An 18,163-nucleotide genomic window follows, 5' to 3' on the forward strand; every position below is an offset into this window, starting at 1 on the left:
TTTTCGAATTTTTTGTATTAATAATTAGAAGTTTAAATAACTATGTTATAATTTGTTGAAAGAAGGGGTGGGGACACTTTAATGCTGCAATTAAAAGATTTATTAATTCAATTTGCAATCATAATCATTCCGGTCTTTTTATACGAAATGTTTTGGCTAAGTAGATACCACAATACAAGCCCGAAACAAAATAGAATATTAGTTGGATTGCTAACTTTTTTTAATATTTTTATTTGCTTGCTTTACCCGATTCACATTAGTAAAAGCATGGCTATTACTTTTAGTATTTTATTAATCTATTCATCTATTTTATATGGTGGTAGATTAATCGGAACGATTATTATTGTAACAAAAGCAATTTTTGTCTATTTGCTATATGGTTTAGCATCTTTGAAATTTTTCCCTTTTGAAGTGATTTCATGTATTTTACCTTTTATTGTTTCACCACATTGGGTTAGTTTTTCGAAGCGAAAGAAATTTGCTTTAAGTATATTAATACCAATTTTATTTTCGTTCAGTATGATCTGTTTACTTTATTATGAGGCGACGGTAAATGGTATAAAAGAGTTTCAAACAGATCAAACAATATTTTCCGCGTGTATCTTTTTTACTGTTTTAACGATTACAATGTTATTCCATGTTTATTTAAGAGAATTTCTATTTGAAAATGCTGAAATACGTGTTCAAATGCAGAAATCAGAAAAATTAAATATGGTGAGTGAGCTTGCGGCGAGTGTAGCCCATGAAGTTCGAAATCCATTAACTGTTGTAAGGGGTTTCATTCAACTAATTGAAAATCAAGAAAGCGGAACAAATAGAGAATATATGAAGTTAGTATTAGCTGAACTAGATCGAGCTGAAAATATTATTTCTGACTATCTAAATTTAGCAAGACCTCAAATTGAAGAAAAGAAAATGATTAATATGACAGAACAATTGAATGAAGTTACTACTTTAATGTCAACTTATGCTTCCTTACAGGGTGCGTTTTTACAAGTAAATGTAAATGAGGATATGTATACTGTCGGAGATCGTGCTAAGCTTAAACAAGCCATCATTAATGTATTAAAAAATGGTGTAGAAGCTATAAAGGACACGAAGGGCTATATTAAGATTGAAGCAAATATTGAGAAAGTAAGAGATCGAGAGTACATACGAATTGTTGTAAAAGATAATGGTGTAGGTATGTCAAAAGCACAATTGGACCGATTAGGACAACCTTTTTATTCATTAAAAGAAAAAGGAACAGGGCTAGGTCTAATGGTTACCTTTAGTATAATCGAGGCCCATAAAGGTACGATTGAATACTTAAGTGAAGAAGGAAAAGGTACAGAGGTTCATATAGTATTACCTGCATATCATAAAGACGAAAGTGAAGAGGTGCAATCGAAAGAATAAAGAGAAGGGGATCCCTTCTCTTTTCAACATAATGAATCTATCAAAATATAAGTGCTTAATTCAAATTATTTAACTGATTTAGGCTTAAAAAAGAGTGATTTAATCGCATTTTTCCAGTCTCTTTCTTTTGAGGCAGCAACCATTTTCTTTGTTTCCTGCAACTCCCTAATCATTCTCATTAATTGTGCATCCCGACCAGATTCTTTTGTTTTAATTTCTTCAAACATCTGATCTAATTTTTCATCTTTTTCTTCAATGACAAGTGCTAACCCTTGAAGTTCTTCGCTTTTTTCTTCAACTGAACTTAATATTTTTTCTAATTTTTCATCTTTTTCCAAGTTTTGTTTTATCAATGTTTGATTTTGAGTTAAGATTTGTTCATTCTGATTTGCTAGATTTGTAATTTGTGACATAAACTCTTCAAACATTATTTGATTAGAATTTGTCGGTACGAATGTAGTTATGCTTTCTTTTGAAACAAGTGGATCACGTACAACGCTTGATTCACTTAATTTAGAAAGAGCTACTTCATCAGGTAGTTTTTTATTTTCTTCGAGCACTTGTTCAACGGTCATTTCTTCAAAACGATATTCTTGGACTTCTTCATCCTCAAGGCTTTCATATTTCTGTACGGGAACAGACTCTTCAAATTGCTCTGTATCCTGTGAAAAAGAAAGGGCTTTTACTTCATCTTCAATTTTCACTTTTGGAGTATTAGACTCATTAATAGATTGTGATAGAGTATGATCCATTACTAACTCTTCAGTTTTTTCTAATTGTGATACGGCTTTTTCAGCCTGGTCTGTACTATTTGAAAAAGGATGCGCCATTGCCACTTCATCATTCATTTCTGTTACAGACTCTCGGAACTGCTCTGTATCCTGTGAAAAAGGATGCCCTATTACTACTTTATCAATCGTTTCTACTAGTGTTACAGACTCTTCAAACTGCTTTGGATCATGTGAAAAAGAATGCTCCAATACAATTTCTTCAATTTTTTCTAATTTGGATCCTTCAGCTTCAACAATCTCGTCAATTTTTGGATCAGTTAATTGAATGTCATTCTTCATGTCAAAACTTTTATGTATGTTATTATCTAGAGGAAGATTCGGGGTAATATTTGTATCGAAATTAGCATTATGTTCCGTCATTTCATTCTTGATTGAAGGTGTTTCATTTTCATGAATTGTAGAAAGACTTTGATTTAATAGGGTGTTTAAACCAAATTGAATTGATTGTGAAAGATCATCATTTTGTTGGTATTCTTTAATTATTATTTGAAATAATTCGAAATCTTTTTGATTGTAGATTCTAGTATCTTGATTCTTTGTAAAATGATATTCCTTTTTTTCTAGTTCCTTACTAATCTCTCTTACACGAGATTTACCTATTTTTAATTTCTTTGAAATGTCTTTACTTGTAAAAATTACTGACATTTGGTATCCTCCTGAAAAATATGTGTTTTTACAAAGTTCCATATAAAGGTAAACTTTTCCTACCTATTTTAGTTAAAATAATTCTACAATGTATAACAAAGTCCATATGATTCCAACAATTAAAGTTAATATTATGCGGAAAAATAGTGAAATTTAGAAAATCTTAATATAAAAATAACATATTTTCAGCTCAAAGAAAGAGAGTGAAACAATGCTTAATCACTCTCAAACAAAATCTTTAAATTTGTAATCTAATTTATCAAAAAGTAGGAATAAAGTAATCTATTGATCTGAATTTGTCTGCTTATTTGATTTTTCTAATCCTGCTTCTTGAAGCAATGTTTTTTGAGCTTGTCCTTTTTTACCTAAATAATTATGTTTAGTACCAAAGTATAAAATAAAAAGGAATGAAATGATATTAATTACAGCATCAATTTGTTCATTATTTAGGAATTTAAACCCAAAAGAATTTAGTAACAATTGAAGTGCAAATAAAAACCCAGCAACATAACGAATAATATCTTGTAAGTTATTATTACCGAACAGATTAATCACCCCCTATTAATAGAGTATGCATGTCCTATTATTAGGTGAGATAAATCTACTTAAAAATTAGTAGAGGAAGGGGAGGGAAGTGGCTACTAAAGATAGATTTTAACGATCTTTAAAAACCTTAATTTCCTACATATAATAAAAAAGAGAAGAATAAGAAACCGTATTTTAAGCGGTTTTTTATCTTCCCTTTTACTCTATATGAATTTTATTTTAGTACGAATTTTTGATTCAACTTATTTCTCTTGCTTACCTTTATTTTTACGAATTGGTTCACTCGGAAAAGTAAATGTAGAGTTACTTAGAAATGAAGAAGCCCTTAAAAATTGACTTGGGGTGTTTCTTCGGTGATTAAATCCTTTTTTTAAATCGCTTTCAGATTTAACGTTTTGAATACCTAAGAAATGATGAAGTATTTTTTTTGCATAGCTCAATGACATGGATACTTTTGGGTTTCGGTGAGTATTTTCTAATATTCCTAAATGCGGAAGAAGCTTAAAATCTTCTTTTAACGGTGGTATATGAAAGAAAAAATCTCCACAAGCAATCAACACATCAGATTGTTGTTTGCTTGACCTGGGGTTATTTGAAAAATGTAATCCGACTTTCTTGGCAATGCCTTTATCAATAAGCTTTAAGATTGCTTGTCTTTTTAGTGAATATAACTCACTTGGTTCAAGTGCTGTTTTAGCATGTTTATTTACAACAAATATTGCCTGAAAAATTTCTTCGTTTGTAAAATTTAGTTTATTCAGGCTAGGTTCTTTCGGTTTCATGCTTCTTGGTTACCTCCAAAATTATAGATATGAATATATTATATCTTTAGTTTGAATTTTTTCAAATTAAATCTGAAATAGTTTAAAATTACAAAAAGCTAATCGAAGTAATATTCATTAAAGCGACTAGCTTTTTTAAGTTATTTAATATGGGTATGGTCCGATATTACCTGGTGAATTTAATCCCACATTACTAGGTAAATAAGCACCTGGATTCATAGGAGGATAAGCACCTGTATTTACAGGAGGATAAGGTTGTTGATATCCAGGGAATCCACCACCGTACGGAGGAAATGCTGGATATGGTGGAAATGGTCCATAAGGTGGATAATAAGGTGGTCTAAATGCCAGTGCACCTAACGCGAATCCGCCTGCTAATCCCGCTAATCCTCCTATTATTGGTAAAATTGGGAAAAAAGGAACGAAGCGTTGTTCATTATGATCAAAGTAATAGGATGGTGCTTGCTCATTTCTATAATAATAATTTAAATTAGGGTGATAATGATAATTCATGTATTAACCTCCTCTCTTGTCTTCAATAATAGTGTATGGAGTACGAAAATAATTGAGCAAGTACCCATAAAATTAGGTAACCAACCTAGTATGAGTGTGAATTGATAAGACTAGAATGAATGAAAATGACTAATTTTTAAGTTGACCTTTAATTTCAATTGAAATAATTTCAGGTGGTGTTAATAATCGAATTGGAAGTTTAGTTGTTCCAATACCATTTGAAACGACTAGATGACTATTATGTTTATTTGAAAGTTTGTATACACCACGATTATATTTCTTTGCATATGGAGGCATAATGTAGGATTTGTAAAATGGTAAATAAATTTGACCGCCATGACTATGGCCAGAGAGTTGTAGGTTTATTGGATAGTTTTTTGTTAAATCAGCAATATCAGGTTCATGTGCTAGAACAATCGTATATGTATTTTTTTGAATATGTTCTAATATTTTATGATATTGTTTATTTCCTAGCATATAATCATCGAGACCGATAAAAGAAACTTTTCGTTTTTGAACGAAATAAGTTTTTTCTTCGTTTTTTAACAATGTAAAATTACATTCAACTAATAACTTTTCATATTGTTCAGTAAAATAGCCCCCATGGTCATGATTACCATAAATAGCAATCTTTCCTATTTTTGGTGTAAGCTGTTTTAAGAGCTCGATCACTTCTTGTTTATATGAAAACTTTCGAATATCACTAACTAAATCTCCAGTAAATAGTATAAAATCTGGCTTCATTTGGTTTATATTATTTACAACTTTCTTAAATCTCTCAAGATCTTGTTTACTACTAAAGTGAGTATCAGAGATTTGTATTAGTTTAATAGACGTATTTGCATTTAAATGATTGCTGGTAAATGTTAAATGCTTAGTCCGGATTGATATTGGCTCAATAAAAACGGAGTAATAGATTGTACAAATCAGAATTAAAAAAAATAAGTTTATTTTTATTTTCAATTGTCCCCCGACCTTTTTAATCGAAATAAATACTGTATATTATATTAAATAGTTTAATTGTTAAAAATATTCTCAAAATACAGAAACATTGATAAACTATAGAATACAAAGGGAGTGATACGAGTGAAGGATAAGGTTGTGATCGTTACTGGTGGCTCTAGCGGTATAGGGAAAGCAATGGCAATGCGATTTGCACAAGATGGTGCAAAAGTTGTGATTGCCGGAAGAGATATCGAAAAATTAAATAGTGCAAAGAAAGAAATTGAACAATATGATAATCAAGTACTGCCTATTGTGATGGATGTTCGAGATCCTGAATTAGTAAAAAATATGGTAAACGAAGTTGATCAAGCATTTGGTACAATAGACTTTTTAGTAAATAATGCAGCGGGTAATTTTATTTGTGCTGCAGAGGATTTGTCTGTTAACAGATGGAATACGGTTATTAATATAGTATTAAATGGAACTTTTTATTGTAGTTCTGAAGTCGGACGGTATATGATCCAACATAAAATTAAAGGCGCAATCACAAATATTATTGCTACATATGCTTGGGATGCGGGGCCAGGCGTGATTCATTCTGCATCAGCTAAAGCAGGTGTACTTGCTATGACTAGAACTTTAGCCGTTGAGTGGGGAAGGAAATATGGAATTAGAGTTAATGCAATCGCTCCAGGTCCAATTGAGCGAACAGGTGGCGCGAATAAGCTATGGCTTTCTGAAGAATTAGAAAACCGTACAATTCAAAGTGTACCATTAGGTCGCTTAGGTACTCCTGAAGAGGTAGCGGGACTTTGTGCATATTTATTTTCAAATGAGGCTGGTTATATTAATGGTTCTTGTTTTACAATGGATGGAGGACAGTCCTTACATCAATACCCATTCTAGAAGGAGGTTCATAATGGATCCTTTAGACGTAATAAGTAACTTAGATAAAGTCGTACCATATTTTCAACCAATATATGGAGCCGATACACAACATTGTGTAGGAGTAGAGGTTGTTGGTAGACTGAAACTTGAAAATTTACACAGCCTTGAATTCTTCTTTGCAAATGATTTGGTGCCAGACGACTACTTATTAGAGGTTGACAACCATATATTAATTCAAGCTCTCGATGAAGTTGTCCAATCTAATTTCGATGGTGGTATTTTTATTAATCGTCACCCTTCAGCTCTACTTACTGATGACCCAGAAAATCTGTTATCGATTTTTCAATCCTATGAAGAAAAGGGAGTACAACTAAATAAAATTGTTATTATTCTTCAACATCAACTTTTTTATGGATTTGAGAAAGAATTAAAGAATTTGATTACATATTATCAAACATATGGTATTAAATTTGCGATTAATAGTGTAAATGAGAAGTTGATTAATTTAGAAAAACTTCGATTTTTATCTCCTGATATCATTAAAATCGATTTTAAAATGGTCCAACAGCTTCATACCTCATCATTTCAAGATTTATTAAATTCAGTAATCTATGTGGCAAGAAAAGTAGGGGCATCAATGTACTACGATGGAATTATTGATTCAATCCAATTAAGAAATGCATGGAAAAATGGTGGAAGATTTTATCAAGGAGCATATTTGTTTACACCTCAACCCTCTATTAATCAGTTAAATCATGAATGTGAGCCATTAAAGAATGATATTATAAAATATATCCGAGGCGAAAAAAACAAATTAATTGCTCTTAGAGATATGACAAATTTAATACAACAAAAAGTTGAGTCAGCAATTAATAAGTTTAAATTAGGTGAGGATTTAAATTCCTTTTTAATGAATATATCAAGCGAGTTAAATCCTTTTTGTTTTAGAATGTATATATGTGATGAAGATGGTTTTCAACAATCCGCTAACTTATTTAAAGTTTATGGTGAACAGTGGGAGCTACAAGAAAAGTATAAAGGTAGAAACTGGAGCTGGAGACCCTATTTTTTAGAAACCGTTTTGAAAATGCAATCGAATGATCAAGGTCAATTATCCGATATGTATAGAGATATTGAAACCGGTGAAAAGATTCGTACGTTTTCTTATCCGATGAATAACGGAAGCTATTTATATATTGACTTAAGTTATGATTTTTTATTTAAACATAATGAGTTGCTTTTTTAAGGAATCTCTTGAATAAGATTAAATTAGTAAAATGAGGGTGTCCCAAAAGTTTAACTTTTTAGGTGCACCCTTTTTTTATGTAAATAAAACTGGTAGAACTTAAGATTAGTTAATAAAAGAACCAGTTGTACAATTAAATAAGGCTACTTGTTTATCAGTTAACCTATGTATGAGACAGCCCCGTTTTTATTTGCGGTTAAAATTGGCCTATTTAAAACAAGAAAAAACAAGTACAATCGGTATTCTTTGTCTTCTTAAAAATTCTTCCTCGCTGTTAAAATGCATACGTTTTGGAGTACCTTCATGTAATTGATCGATGCGAAATCCGGTTTTCCTTAAAAGAGAAAAATATTGTTCAATTGTGCGATGATGTTTAACAACTACTTTATTCATCCATGGTTCTTTTCTTTCCCCAGATAGAAAGTAATCATCTACAATCCAATTTTCTAAGGCGATCTCCTGACTGTTTACTTTGAAATGTTGCTGTTGATAATGGATGTTGAACACTAAATACAAATTGGCCGGTTTCATTTAAGGAGTTAAATATTTTTTGAAATAATTGTTCAATGTTTGAAACATAGTGTAGGACAAATCGTGAAGTGATGAGTTCGAATGAATTCGAGGGAAAATGATAATCTTCAATAGATGAATGATGAATGGCTCCAACTGTACCCTCTAAATTGGCCAATGCGGCTTTAATCATATGTTCTGAGCCATCAACACCCGTATAGCTTTTTGCTCCAAGAAGTAGGAGTTCTTTACCGAAACGAGCGTCGCCACAGCCTAAATCTAATATATTTTTTCGTTCAACAACCCCAATTAATTCAGAAATGATTGGGCCTTCAATCGCATTGTTCGGACTATCTACTCGATATCTGCGCTTATTATATTCTGAAAAAAAATCATCTTGATTGTAAACTGTTGAACCACGATACTCCATTTAAACACTCCCTATTCGTCCAAAATGTTTTTCTTATTGAAAAGTTGACACAAATTATCTAACTTTAACATTTAATCTAAATCGGATAAAGTGAGAAATTACCTATATAGATCCATTGATGTTGAACATAAAGATAAGATTGTTTTCTTTTTCAAAAATCGACTAATTCATTTATAAATGCTTAATTTTAAATAAAAGTAGCGTTTTTTCTCTGTCAACTAATGTAAAAAAGATAAGAACGATTCATATAGTCATTATGAATAAATAAATGATACGATAAATAAAAGTTCAGTTGAGGGAGGATTTTATTTGAGAGGACTTATTTCGAAAGTTCTTTTTGTATCGTCCGTCATGTTTTTTGTTTTTCATTTTATTGGAATAGGGTAACTGAGAAACTATTTCTGGACAAGCTCTTGAAACAATCATTTAAACAAATGAGTATAGAAAGATAAAAAACACCTAAATGGATGTGATAGTTCATTTTAGGTGTTTTTAATTTGGTTTTGAAATCGTGTTTTATTTAGGATTAACGTTTTTGTAAAGCAGCGTCGATTTGCTCCATTTGAACACCTCTAATTATTTCATCATCAATTATTAAAGTTGGTGTAGAAAATGAATCTAATTCAAACATCATTCTTTTTTTTGCCGTTTCATCTTTTGAAACGTTGTATTCAATATAAGAAGCATTCATTTCTTTTAAATAGTTTTTCAAAAATTCACAAGGGGGGCACCCATCTTGTGTGAATAATTCGATCTTCATGAACCGACATCCTTTATTTTTTATTTTTAGGCTCTGTTAATATTAATTGTTGATTTCTAGTTAAATTCGCGACTAATTGAAATGGAAGGTGCGAAGACTCCTATGGGAAATGCGGGAAACTTGAGACCCCTAAAGGCTTGCTTAAGGAGGCATAAGTCACGCCCCATGGAAAGCGAAGTACCTGGAATGGAAAATCAACATTCTTTTTTAACAGAGCCTATTTTTAAAGTAAAATTGTATAAAACTATTATGACATAGAAAAATATTGAAGTTAAAGAAATTTGTTTTTTAACTGAAACGACTATTTTTCTTGAATTTATATTGAAATACAAGTATTCTTATTAATGGACACTTACATAGATGAATTCTATCTAATTTTTTTGGATAGAAATTGTAAGAAAGTATAACCTATATTTAGGGAATGACACATGGTAGAAAGGAGTTCTAATATGTCTTTATTATTAGGAATTTTAGAACGCTTAGAAAGTTTAAAACAACAAGCTACGAACGGTGAGGTTGCTCAAAGATATTTTGAAGTAAATGGTGAAAGAAAATGTAGCGTTAAGTATTCTGAGAAAAATGAAACTTTTGAATTAGAAGTATTTCAACAAGGTGAAAAACCACAAACGTTTCCTTTCGATAACATCGATATGGTAGCGATTGAAATATACGAAATTATTTCTTAATCAAATTAAGAAAAGAAAAAACAAGCCTAGTGCTTGTTTTTTCTTTTTACGCTCTTAAAAATGTTCATGTCAATTAACATTTAATATCATTAATAGTCATCAAAAAATTAATAAGTTTAATAATTTTAACATCAATGTTCGCTTAATGTTATTTCTCTTCTGACTGTCTTATATTTCTAGACTCAAAAATAAAAAATGAGTCTAGTTTTTTTACTATTTTATTACAAAATAGTAAGGGCGTGCTAATCCCAATTTATGATGAATACATTATTATGTATTGTTATAAAAAGGAGGTCATATATGTGAATAAAGATCAGTATCGATTTTACAATGTAAGTGAAAGAAATATGAGTTTTGATCAGGTAGTGGATCGACTATATCACTTTGTAAAAAGTGATCCTAATAAGCAATATCGACTCTCCATAGGGACAGACTCACAAGTTCACAGTAATGGAACTAAGTTTATTACAGCACTTCATCTTCATAGAGTTGGAAATGGAGCTTGGGGATGTTTACATACTTGTTGGCATCACAAGAAGATCCGAAATTTAAAAGAGAAAATCTTTCTTGAAACGATGTATAGTCAGGAAATAGCATTTTTACTATCACCTTTTCATTTAGAAAAGATTTTTAGTCCCCTGCATGAGAATGCTAATTCGAATAATTTTAGTTTTGAAATTCATTTAGACATTGGTACTGTAGGTCTTACGAAAGAGTTTATTCAAGAAATGACATCTAAGGTTAGTGCGATGGGCATCATTCCAAAGATAAAACCTGATTCTTATACCGCATTTAGTTATGCAAATAAATTTACAAAATAAGTAGTTTAAACTAAATAAACATTGATTAAAATGAGAATTAGGAGGGATTGATGAATGCTAAGTGAACAAAATTTCACCGAAGATGAATTGTCTTTATTGGTTGATACAGTGATGAAACAAAATTATGCAATTGAACTCATTTCATCACAAATAACCGATATTGAAAATGGATTAATGGATGCAGGCGAAGATCAATACGAGAGATTAGTACATTTATATCAAAAGTTAAGGGATTTAGGTTTATGAAGCCAAATATAGATGAACGTTTAGATAAAAAAAATTTATCTAAACGTTTTTTTGTTTCACTCTAAGAAAGTATAAATTGGCAATGAGGAAGTTAATTCGACGTGGTGGCCAATTTTAGGAATAAAGTATAGGTGCTATGCATCTGTCTTCAACTAACAGGAACTCCTATCGGCGAGATTTCTTTATGAATGGTTATTGTTAATTAAGACATTTGTTAAGAAAAGTTAAATTGGAAAGGGATTACAAATCTGATAATATAGGAATGGGGACTTAGTCCTTAATGAATAAAATAATGTTATAGGATTTTTTTCTATACAAATGATTAGCAAAGTTATAAGTCAATTTATTTTGATGATAATTTTGGATTAGAATTTTCTGCCATTTTTAATAGACTTTTGCTTTTCTATTGGGGGACGATTTTTTTGATTAGTATTGATGGATCACAATTTTTTGAACATAAAGTTGAGGAAGTAATTATTTCAAGTGAAAAAGTAGCTCATGTACAGATTGGTAACAGTTTGGAGCACGCATTATTAGTACTTACTAAGTCAGGTTATTCATCAATTCCAGTTTTAAATCCGAAGTTTCAGTTGCTTGGTTTAATTAGCACTTCCATGATTTTAGATGGAATTTTAGGGTTAGAAAGAATTGAATTTGAACGATTAAGTAATATGAAAGTTGAAGAGGTAATGTGTACTGAAATTCCTTTATTAAAAACAACTGATACACTAGCTAAAGGGCTTGAATCTGTTGTTGATCATCCTTTTGTCTGTGTGGTAGATGCAAATAACACTTTTGAAGGTATTTTAACAAGAAGAGCGATTTTAAAACAATTGAATAAAAATGTGAGAAGATACAATAAGCATTAACAATAAAAAAGTAGGTCATCATTTAAACGGCTTACTTTTTTCATATGTAATTATGTATTCTAGGATGCTCGCTTTTTTGTGGGGAGAGACCTGAGTACCTTCGTCGCGTAGGAGCAACTACATAGTGACTTTAGGCTTCCTGCATGGCTCATAGCTACTTAATTGGGTCACTGTGATTATCTGTTTAAAGGCAAGGGGGGGGATCAGATGCAAATTGATGATATTCGATTAATAATTACATTGGCTGAAGAGAAGAATATGAGGAAGGCGGCAGAGAGATTATTTGTTTCTCAACCTGCACTTAGTCAAAGGCTTCAAAATTTAGAAAAGCAGATTGGTAGTGAATTGTTTATTCGTTCTCAAAAAGGACTGATTATTACTGCTTCTGGGGAAATCATATTAAATTACGCAAAAAAAATGGAAGAGACATATCAAACGATGTTAGAGCAATTACAAATTTTAAAATCTGATATTTCAGGTACTTTAAAGATTGCCGTTTCATCTGTCGTAGCGCAATACTGGTTACCACCTGTTTTAAAAAAATATGTTTCTAGTTACCCAGAAGTTCACGTCTCGCTTTTTACGGGTTGGAGTAGTGAAATAACAAATCGTTTATATGAAAATGAAGTTCATCTAGCAATTGTACGAGGAAACCAAAATTGGTTTGGTGAAAAGGAATTGCTTTTTTCTGATGAATTATTATTAGTCGATACAAAAAAACATAGTCTTGAGGAATATAAAAAAATACAACGACCATTTATTCAGTTTAAGAGTAATTCCAATTACTATCAGCTGATTCAATCATGGTGGTATGAGCATTTTAATTCATTGCCTAAACATGAAATAGTAGTCGATCAAATTGAAACGTGTAAGCAATTTGTATTGAATGGTCTAGGTTTTGCTATTTTACCTTCCTCAGTATTGCATGACGTAAATGATGAAAATATTATTAAAACACCTTTAATAACAAAAGAAGAATCTGGATTATATCGTGATACATACTTGCTTTACAATCGAGATGCTATGAAATTAAAACAAGTAGAAGGATTTATTGAATCTATTCGAAAAAAAAGAAAAGATTAATCGACAAAATGTTGCTAGTTAGTTACTAGATTTGATAGAGTATTCTTATTGATATACTAAAGGGGGCAAATCATTATGAAATTAATGGACGCAAATGAAATTATTGCATTTATCGCAAATAGTACTAAAAAAACACCTGTTAAGGTTTATGTAAAAGGTCAATTAGACAAGCTTACTATTACTGAATCAGTTCAATCATTTATTTCTCAAAATTCTGGAGTTTTATTTGGTGAGTGGGATGATGTAAAAGTAATCCTTGAAGATCAAAAAGAATACATAGAAGATTATGTAGTTGAATCAGATCGTCGTAATTCTGCAATTCCACTTTTAGATGCTAAAGGTATTAAAGCTCGAATCGAGCCAGGTGCGTTTATTCGCGATCAAGTTACAATTGGTGATAACTCAGTAATCATGATGGGTGCTGTAATTAATATCGGTGCTGTTATTGGAGAGGGTACTATGATCGATATGAACGCAGTACTTGGTGGACGTGCTACTACAGGTAAAAATTGTCACGTTGGTGCAGGTGCAGTTTTAGCTGGCGTAATTGAACCACCATCAGCTAACCCTGTTATCCTTGAAGATAATGTTTTAATTGGAGCTAATGCTGTAGTTTTAGAAGGTATTAGAGTAGGAGAAGGCGCAGTAGTTGCTGCAGGTGCAATCGTTACAGAAGACGTTGCTCCATATACTGTTGTTGCTGGTGTTCCTGCTAGAAAAATTAAAGACATCGATGATAAAACAATTTCAAAGACTGAAATTATTCAGGCTTTACGTCAACTAAATCAATAAAAACTATAAGTAAAAGTAAAGCGTAGAATTTTTTCTACGCTTTTTTTGGAGGAGCGATAATGGATTCGTTTATTAAAATTAGAAGGGATCTACACTTAATTCCCGAACTTGGATTTCAAGAATTTAAAACACAAGCTTATTTACTAGATTATTTATCTTCATTAGTTCAAGAAAGAATTGTAATTGAAACATGGAGAACTGGAATATTTGTTCGAGTGAAAGGGCTAAAACCTACTAGAACGATTGGCTACCGTACAGATATTGATGGATTACCAATGAAAGAAAATACAGGTTTAGAGTTTTCTTCGACCCATGAAGGCAAAATGCATGCTTGTGGACATGATGTACATATGAGTATCGCACTTGGTGTTCTGACAAATCTTGTGAATAACCCGATAAATGATGATGTCGTGTTTATTTTTCAACCTGCAGAGGAAGGGCCAGGTGGAGCGGAACCTTTACTTAAAAGTGAAGAGTTTAAACCATTTAAACCAGATGTAATTTATGGTTTACATATTGCTCCTGAATATCCGGTTGGTACAATTGCTACGAAAACTGGTATGTTATTTGCTCATACATCTGAGCTTTTTATCGATTTTCACGGTTTAAGTGGACATGCTGCTTTTCCACATTTAACGAATGATATGATCGTTGCTTCAAGTCATTTTATAACTCAAGTACAATCGGTCGTTTCTAGAAATGTTAACCCTTTAGACAGCGCAGTGATAACAATTGGAAAAATAACAGGTGGTACAGTACAAAATGTTATAGCAGATCATGTTCGTTTAGAAGGAACGATGAGAGCATTAAGTGAAGAAGCAATGGTAAAATTAAAAAATAGAATTCAAAGTCTTGTGAATGGATTTCAAGAGAGTTTTCAGTGTAAAATAGAAGTAGATTTTGGAAGTAATTACTATGGTGTAATTAATGATGAATCATTGACGAATGAATTCTTCAAATTTGCCAAACAATATGACGGTGTTGAGGCGATTGAGTGTAGTGTTGCAATGACAGGTGAAGATTTTGGTTATATGACAAAAGAAATTCCAGGGCTAATGTTTTGGATTGGGGTAAATTCCGAATTTGGACTTCATAATCAAAAATTAAATCCTGATGAAAATGTTATACCATTAATGATTCGTTTTATTTCTGACTTTTTGAAACGGAAATTATGAAAATGATTTTCAGTTAATAATAATTATAAATTAATATTGACTTTAAATAAGTAGTTTACTATAATATCACTTGTATGATATATAGTTACATAAATATTGGAGGTAATAACGATGGCAGAACGTTTAGTAGGAAAACAAGCACCACGCTTTGAAATGGAAGCAGTTTTACCAAATAAAGAATTTGGTAAAGTAAGTTTAGAAGAAAACATGAAAAATGATAAATGGACAGTATTATACTTCTATCCAATGGACTTCACTTTCGTATGTCCAACTGAAATCGTAGCAATCTCTGATCGTTATGACGAGTTTGAAGATCTTGATGCAGAAGTTGTAGGTGTTTCTACAGATACAATTCACACTCACTTAGCATGGATCAACACTGATCGCAAAGATAACGGCTTAGGTCAATTAAAATACGCATTAGCTGCAGATACAAACCACGCTATTTCACGTGACTATGGCGTTTTAATTGAAGAAGAAGGTATTGCATTACGTGGATTATTCATCATCAGTCCAGAAGGCGAATTAATGTACCAAGTAGTACACCACAACAACATCGGTCGTGAAGTTGATGAAGTTTTACGTGTACTTCAAGCTTTACAAACTGGTGGACTTTGCCCAGCTAACTGGAAACCAGGTCAAGCAACTCTATAATTCTAAACAATTAAGAATGAATGTCAAAGGTCTAACTAATAGTTAGGCCTTTTTAAACACAGTACAACACCGAAAAGTGGAAGGCGTTTGGTCAGACCCGACAAGCATAAGTCAGTGACCGAGAAAAGTTGGTTTTTACTGGTTTTTACTTTTATCGGTCACTGCCTTATGACCTCGAGGGTCTAACGCCTGGAACTAGACAATGCCGAAAAGTGGAAGGCGTTTGTTCAGACCCGACAAGCATAAGGCAGGGATCTAGAAAAGTTGGTTTTTACTTTTATAGGTCACTGACTTATGACCTCGAGGGTCTAACGCCTGGAACTAGACAATGCCGAAAAGAGAAACGAGCTCGCATAGAGCGAAAGATACAGATAGGAGGACTATAAAATGAGACTTCGTTCACCAATGCCTGAATTAAACGGTGCATCAACAGTATTAAATGGAGAAATTCAAAAAGAAAACCTAATCGGTGACAAACCAACCTTAATTCATTTTTGGTCTGTTAGCTGCCACTTATGTAAAGTAGCAATGCCAAATATTAATGCATTTAGAGATGAATATAAAGATCGTTTAAATGTAGTAAGTGTTCATATGCCAAGATCTGAAGATGATTTAGATATTGATAAAATTAAAGAGGTTGCAAAGGAACACGGAATTACACAAACAATATTAGTTGATAATCAACATACAATTACAGATGCTTTTGAAAATAAATATGTACCATCATATTACGTGTTTGATAAAACAGGTGTATTGCGTCATTTCCAAGCTGGAGAAGGCGGAATGCCAATGTTAGAAAAGCGTGTTAATCGAGTATTAGATGAAGCAGCGAAAGTAGAATAAGTTTCAAGATAAACTTAAATAGTGTATTTTGACTTAAACATTTAAGAGACTTTTTAAAAGTCTCTTTTTGTATTTCCATAATCTTCATTTAGAAACTAGTAGAATGTGTATTTTATCGGTATAATTAAAGAAAACTAATCTTTAGATTATGGAATTATTCTGTAGGAGGAAAAAAGTTTGGATATTCAAACGATTGCAATCTTTATATTATGGTTGTTTTTATATGCCTACATGATTATTGCTTCAATTGATTTTGGTGCAGGATTTTATGCATTTTATGCGATATCAACTAAGGAGGAACCAAAGTTAATTGGCTTAATAAATCGACATCTTTCATCTATTTGGGAGTTGGCTACCTTGTTCTTTATTTTCTTCTTTGTTGGTGTAGTTGGCATATTCCCAAGGGTAGCATATTATTACGGTGTGCCACTATTAGTGCCAGGTAGTGTAGCCATGATTTTTTTAGCGATTAGGGGATCATTTTATACATTTCAGCAATATGGAGGAAATAGGAGTAAGTTTTTTTTAATTTTGTATGGTGCAACAAGTTTACTAATACCAGTTACATTATCTACCGTTTTAACAATTTCTGAGGGTGGATTTATTATCGAGAATGGAACAGATATACGTTTTTATCCTTTTAAATTAATTACTAATTCTTATTCTTTATCAGTAATGCTGTTAGCGGTATGCTCAGTTCTATTTATTAGTGCAATGTTTTTAATATACTCTGCTAAACTAATAAATGATTCGGAGTCGGAAATTAAATTAAGAAAGTATGTTTTAGTCTGGTCTTTGCCAACCATTGTTTCAAGTATCATTGTTTTTGCGTCGATGAAGTTACATAATAAAGTGCATTTTGACCGGATGCATAATGTGTGGGAATTTTTTCTCATATCTTTAATTTGCTTCGGTATAGCAATCTATTTTGTTATCAAAAGAAAGAGATATGGTTTAGCGTTCATACTTGTGTTAATGCAATATTTCTTTGCATTTTTTGGATATGGAATTAGTCATTTACCATTTATCTTATATCCTTATCTGAGAATCGAAACAAGTTTTGCAAAAAGTAGTTTGGGCATTGTCTTGATTGTTCTATTTGTTGTATTTTTTATCTTATTTACTGTATATTTCATATTTTTAGTTCTTAATAAACCTTTTTTTATAAAAGTCTTTTTAAAAAATAATGATAAAAATGATTTTATGGATTAAATCACAATCTTTTTCATTATAAAGGAAGAGCTATGTGAAGTTGATTTCCACTACAGGTTGCTCGCTTTCCATGGGGCGAGATTCTTTAGCCTCCTTTAGCGAGCCTGTGGGGTCTTTAGGCTTCCCGCATTTCCCATAGGAGTCGAGCATCCTTTCGTTCCAATCAACTGCTTGTACAAAAATGCATACAAATATAGCTCTTTATTAATACCATTTACTAATTAGAGAAAGCTCATTAATTACTCAGTTTTTTGCAAATTGCGATAGATCATCGACTTATAAACTAATAATTTGAACGTATCTTTCTAACAATAAGCATCTTGAATTT

General features: G+C 31.6%; 21 protein-coding genes. 13 read left to right on the forward strand and 8 right to left on the reverse strand.

Annotated elements, in window-relative coordinates:
• The first annotated feature begins 81 nt into the window (after positions 1–81).
• Positions 82–1,398, forward strand: coding sequence for a sensor histidine kinase (locus tag COC46_RS07990; RefSeq protein ID WP_098809214.1), 1,317 nt, complete (start codon positions 82–84; stop codon positions 1,396–1,398).
• Between the two features lie 65 nt (positions 1,399–1,463).
• Here COC46_RS07990 and COC46_RS07995 read toward each other — a convergent pair whose 3' ends face one another.
• From COC46_RS07995 to COC46_RS08015, 5 genes are all read right to left on the reverse strand, one after another.
• Positions 1,464–2,834, reverse strand: a complete 1,371-nt coding sequence (locus tag COC46_RS07995) for a DUF3967 domain-containing protein (RefSeq protein WP_176545095.1) — start codon at positions 2,832–2,834, stop codon at positions 1,464–1,466.
• Positions 2,835–3,116: 282 nt separating this feature from the next.
• The gene (locus tag COC46_RS08000) at positions 3,117–3,380 is read right to left on the reverse strand and encodes a phage holin (RefSeq protein ID WP_098809263.1); all 264 of its coding nucleotides are present in this window, start codon (positions 3,378–3,380) and stop codon (positions 3,117–3,119) included.
• 242 nt (positions 3,381–3,622) lie between these two features.
• Complete coding sequence (locus tag COC46_RS08005; protein ID WP_098809216.1) at positions 3,623–4,162, reverse strand: YkyB family protein; 540 nt, start codon at positions 4,160–4,162, stop codon at positions 3,623–3,625.
• Positions 4,163–4,306: 144 nt separating this feature from the next.
• Entirely contained in the window at positions 4,307–4,675 is a 369-nt protein-coding gene (locus COC46_RS21890) for a hypothetical protein (RefSeq protein ID WP_141550883.1), read from the reverse strand.
• Positions 4,676–4,804: 129 nt separating this feature from the next.
• Positions 4,805–5,638 (reverse strand): metallophosphoesterase, encoded by an 834-nt coding sequence (locus tag COC46_RS08015; RefSeq protein ID WP_176545096.1) that lies wholly within the window; start codon positions 5,636–5,638, stop codon positions 4,805–4,807.
• Between the two features lie 123 nt (positions 5,639–5,761).
• Between COC46_RS08015 and fadH the strand changes: the two genes are divergently transcribed.
• Together fadH and COC46_RS08025 are read left to right on the forward strand one after the other, a co-directional pair.
• On the forward strand, positions 5,762–6,526 hold the full coding sequence (fadH, locus tag COC46_RS08020) for a 2,4-dienoyl-CoA reductase (RefSeq protein WP_098809218.1): 765 nt from the start codon (positions 5,762–5,764) through the stop codon (positions 6,524–6,526).
• A 13-nt stretch (positions 6,527–6,539) separates the two neighbouring features.
• The gene (locus tag COC46_RS08025) at positions 6,540–7,754 is read left to right on the forward strand and encodes an EAL-associated domain-containing protein (protein WP_176545097.1); all 1,215 of its coding nucleotides are present in this window, start codon (positions 6,540–6,542) and stop codon (positions 7,752–7,754) included.
• 207 nt (positions 7,755–7,961) lie between these two features.
• On the opposite strand, the gene COC46_RS23115 is transcribed toward COC46_RS08025, so the two are convergent.
• The 3 genes from COC46_RS23115 to COC46_RS08035 all read right to left on the reverse strand — a co-directional run bounded on the left by COC46_RS23115 (position 7,962) and on the right by COC46_RS08035 (position 9,454).
• Positions 7,962–8,147, reverse strand: coding sequence for a hypothetical protein (locus COC46_RS23115; RefSeq protein ID WP_369700031.1), 186 nt, complete (start codon positions 8,145–8,147; stop codon positions 7,962–7,964).
• Between the two features lie 34 nt (positions 8,148–8,181).
• A complete protein-coding gene (locus COC46_RS08030; protein WP_369700032.1) occupies positions 8,182–8,694 on the reverse strand; it encodes a class I SAM-dependent methyltransferase in 513 nt (170 codons plus the stop codon).
• Positions 8,695–9,220: 526 nt separating this feature from the next.
• Positions 9,221–9,454 (reverse strand): glutaredoxin domain-containing protein, encoded by a 234-nt coding sequence (locus COC46_RS08035; RefSeq protein WP_098809220.1) that lies wholly within the window; start codon positions 9,452–9,454, stop codon positions 9,221–9,223.
• A 449-nt stretch (positions 9,455–9,903) separates the two neighbouring features.
• On the opposite strand from COC46_RS08035, the gene COC46_RS08040 reads away from it, so the two are divergent.
• From COC46_RS08040 to COC46_RS08085, 10 genes are all read left to right on the forward strand, one after another.
• Complete coding sequence (locus tag COC46_RS08040; RefSeq protein WP_056474223.1) at positions 9,904–10,140, forward strand: YkuJ family protein; 237 nt, start codon at positions 9,904–9,906, stop codon at positions 10,138–10,140.
• Positions 10,141–10,487: 347 nt separating this feature from the next.
• Positions 10,488–10,961: a ribonuclease H-like YkuK family protein gene (locus COC46_RS08045; RefSeq protein WP_369700034.1), complete on the forward strand. Its 474-nt coding sequence runs from the start codon at positions 10,488–10,490 to the stop codon at positions 10,959–10,961.
• A 54-nt stretch (positions 10,962–11,015) separates the two neighbouring features.
• Positions 11,016–11,207, forward strand: coding sequence for an antirepressor AbbA (abbA, locus tag COC46_RS08050; RefSeq protein ID WP_088013915.1), 192 nt, complete (start codon positions 11,016–11,018; stop codon positions 11,205–11,207).
• Positions 11,208–11,629: 422 nt separating this feature from the next.
• Complete coding sequence (gene cbpB, locus COC46_RS08055; RefSeq protein ID WP_098809222.1) at positions 11,630–12,076, forward strand: cyclic-di-AMP-binding protein CbpB; 447 nt, start codon at positions 11,630–11,632, stop codon at positions 12,074–12,076.
• Positions 12,077–12,283: 207 nt separating this feature from the next.
• Complete coding sequence (locus COC46_RS08060; protein WP_098809223.1) at positions 12,284–13,159, forward strand: transcriptional regulator CcpC; 876 nt, start codon at positions 12,284–12,286, stop codon at positions 13,157–13,159.
• A 75-nt stretch (positions 13,160–13,234) separates the two neighbouring features.
• Positions 13,235–13,951, forward strand: coding sequence for a 2,3,4,5-tetrahydropyridine-2,6-dicarboxylate N-acetyltransferase (dapD, locus tag COC46_RS08065; RefSeq protein ID WP_098809224.1), 717 nt, complete (start codon positions 13,235–13,237; stop codon positions 13,949–13,951).
• A gap of 59 nt (positions 13,952–14,010) precedes the next feature.
• Entirely contained in the window at positions 14,011–15,126 is a 1,116-nt protein-coding gene (locus COC46_RS08070) for an N-acetyldiaminopimelate deacetylase (protein WP_098809225.1), read from the forward strand.
• Positions 15,127–15,237: 111 nt separating this feature from the next.
• On the forward strand, positions 15,238–15,780 hold the full coding sequence (locus COC46_RS08075; RefSeq protein WP_098809226.1) for a peroxiredoxin: 543 nt from the start codon (positions 15,238–15,240) through the stop codon (positions 15,778–15,780).
• Positions 15,781–16,167: 387 nt separating this feature from the next.
• Positions 16,168–16,623, forward strand: coding sequence for a TlpA family protein disulfide reductase (locus COC46_RS08080; protein WP_098809227.1), 456 nt, complete (start codon positions 16,168–16,170; stop codon positions 16,621–16,623).
• Positions 16,624–16,800: 177 nt separating this feature from the next.
• Positions 16,801–17,835 carry a cytochrome d ubiquinol oxidase subunit II gene (locus COC46_RS08085; protein WP_098809228.1) on the forward strand — a complete coding sequence of 345 codons (1,035 nt, stop codon included), beginning with the start codon at positions 16,801–16,803 and terminating at the stop codon, positions 17,833–17,835.
• Positions 17,836–18,163: the final 328 nt, after the last annotated feature.

Origin of the sequence: Bacillus sp. AFS041924, from assembly GCF_002577195.1 — a bacterium.
Taxonomy (GTDB): Bacteria; Bacillota; Bacilli; order Bacillales; family Bacillaceae_G; genus Gottfriedia.

Excerpts from the sequence above, each read along its gene's own strand:
- abbA (WP_088013915.1), top strand. The coding sequence starts at position 11,016 with ATGCTAAGTGAACAAAATTTCACCGAAGATGAATTGTCTTTATTGGTT.
- COC46_RS08070 (WP_098809225.1), top strand. The coding sequence starts at position 14,011 with ATGGATTCGTTTATTAAAATTAGAAGGGATCTACACTTAATTCCCGAA.
- COC46_RS23115 (WP_369700031.1), bottom strand. The coding sequence starts at position 8,147 with ATGAATAAAGTAGTTGTTAAACATCATCGCACAATTGAACAATATTTT.
- COC46_RS08025 (WP_176545097.1), top strand. The coding sequence starts at position 6,540 with ATGGATCCTTTAGACGTAATAAGTAACTTAGATAAAGTCGTACCATAT.
- COC46_RS08040 (WP_056474223.1), top strand. The coding sequence starts at position 9,904 with ATGTCTTTATTATTAGGAATTTTAGAACGCTTAGAAAGTTTAAAACAA.
- dapD (WP_098809224.1), top strand. The coding sequence starts at position 13,235 with ATGAAATTAATGGACGCAAATGAAATTATTGCATTTATCGCAAATAGT.
- COC46_RS08060 (WP_098809223.1), top strand. The coding sequence starts at position 12,284 with ATGCAAATTGATGATATTCGATTAATAATTACATTGGCTGAAGAGAAG.
- COC46_RS08045 (WP_369700034.1), top strand. The coding sequence starts at position 10,488 with ATGAGTTTTGATCAGGTAGTGGATCGACTATATCACTTTGTAAAAAGT.
- COC46_RS08080 (WP_098809227.1), top strand. The coding sequence starts at position 16,168 with ATGAGACTTCGTTCACCAATGCCTGAATTAAACGGTGCATCAACAGTA.
- COC46_RS21890 (WP_141550883.1), bottom strand. The coding sequence starts at position 4,675 with ATGAATTATCATTATCACCCTAATTTAAATTATTATTATAGAAATGAG.
- COC46_RS08075 (WP_098809226.1), top strand. The coding sequence starts at position 15,238 with ATGGCAGAACGTTTAGTAGGAAAACAAGCACCACGCTTTGAAATGGAA.
- COC46_RS08005 (WP_098809216.1), bottom strand. The coding sequence starts at position 4,162 with ATGAAACCGAAAGAACCTAGCCTGAATAAACTAAATTTTACAAACGAA.
- COC46_RS07990 (WP_098809214.1), top strand. The coding sequence starts at position 82 with ATGCTGCAATTAAAAGATTTATTAATTCAATTTGCAATCATAATCATT.
- COC46_RS07995 (WP_176545095.1), bottom strand. The coding sequence starts at position 2,834 with ATGTCAGTAATTTTTACAAGTAAAGACATTTCAAAGAAATTAAAAATA.
- COC46_RS08030 (WP_369700032.1), bottom strand. The coding sequence starts at position 8,694 with ATGGAGTATCGTGGTTCAACAGTTTACAATCAAGATGATTTTTTTTCA.
- COC46_RS08035 (WP_098809220.1), bottom strand. The coding sequence starts at position 9,454 with ATGAAGATCGAATTATTCACACAAGATGGGTGCCCCCCTTGTGAATTT.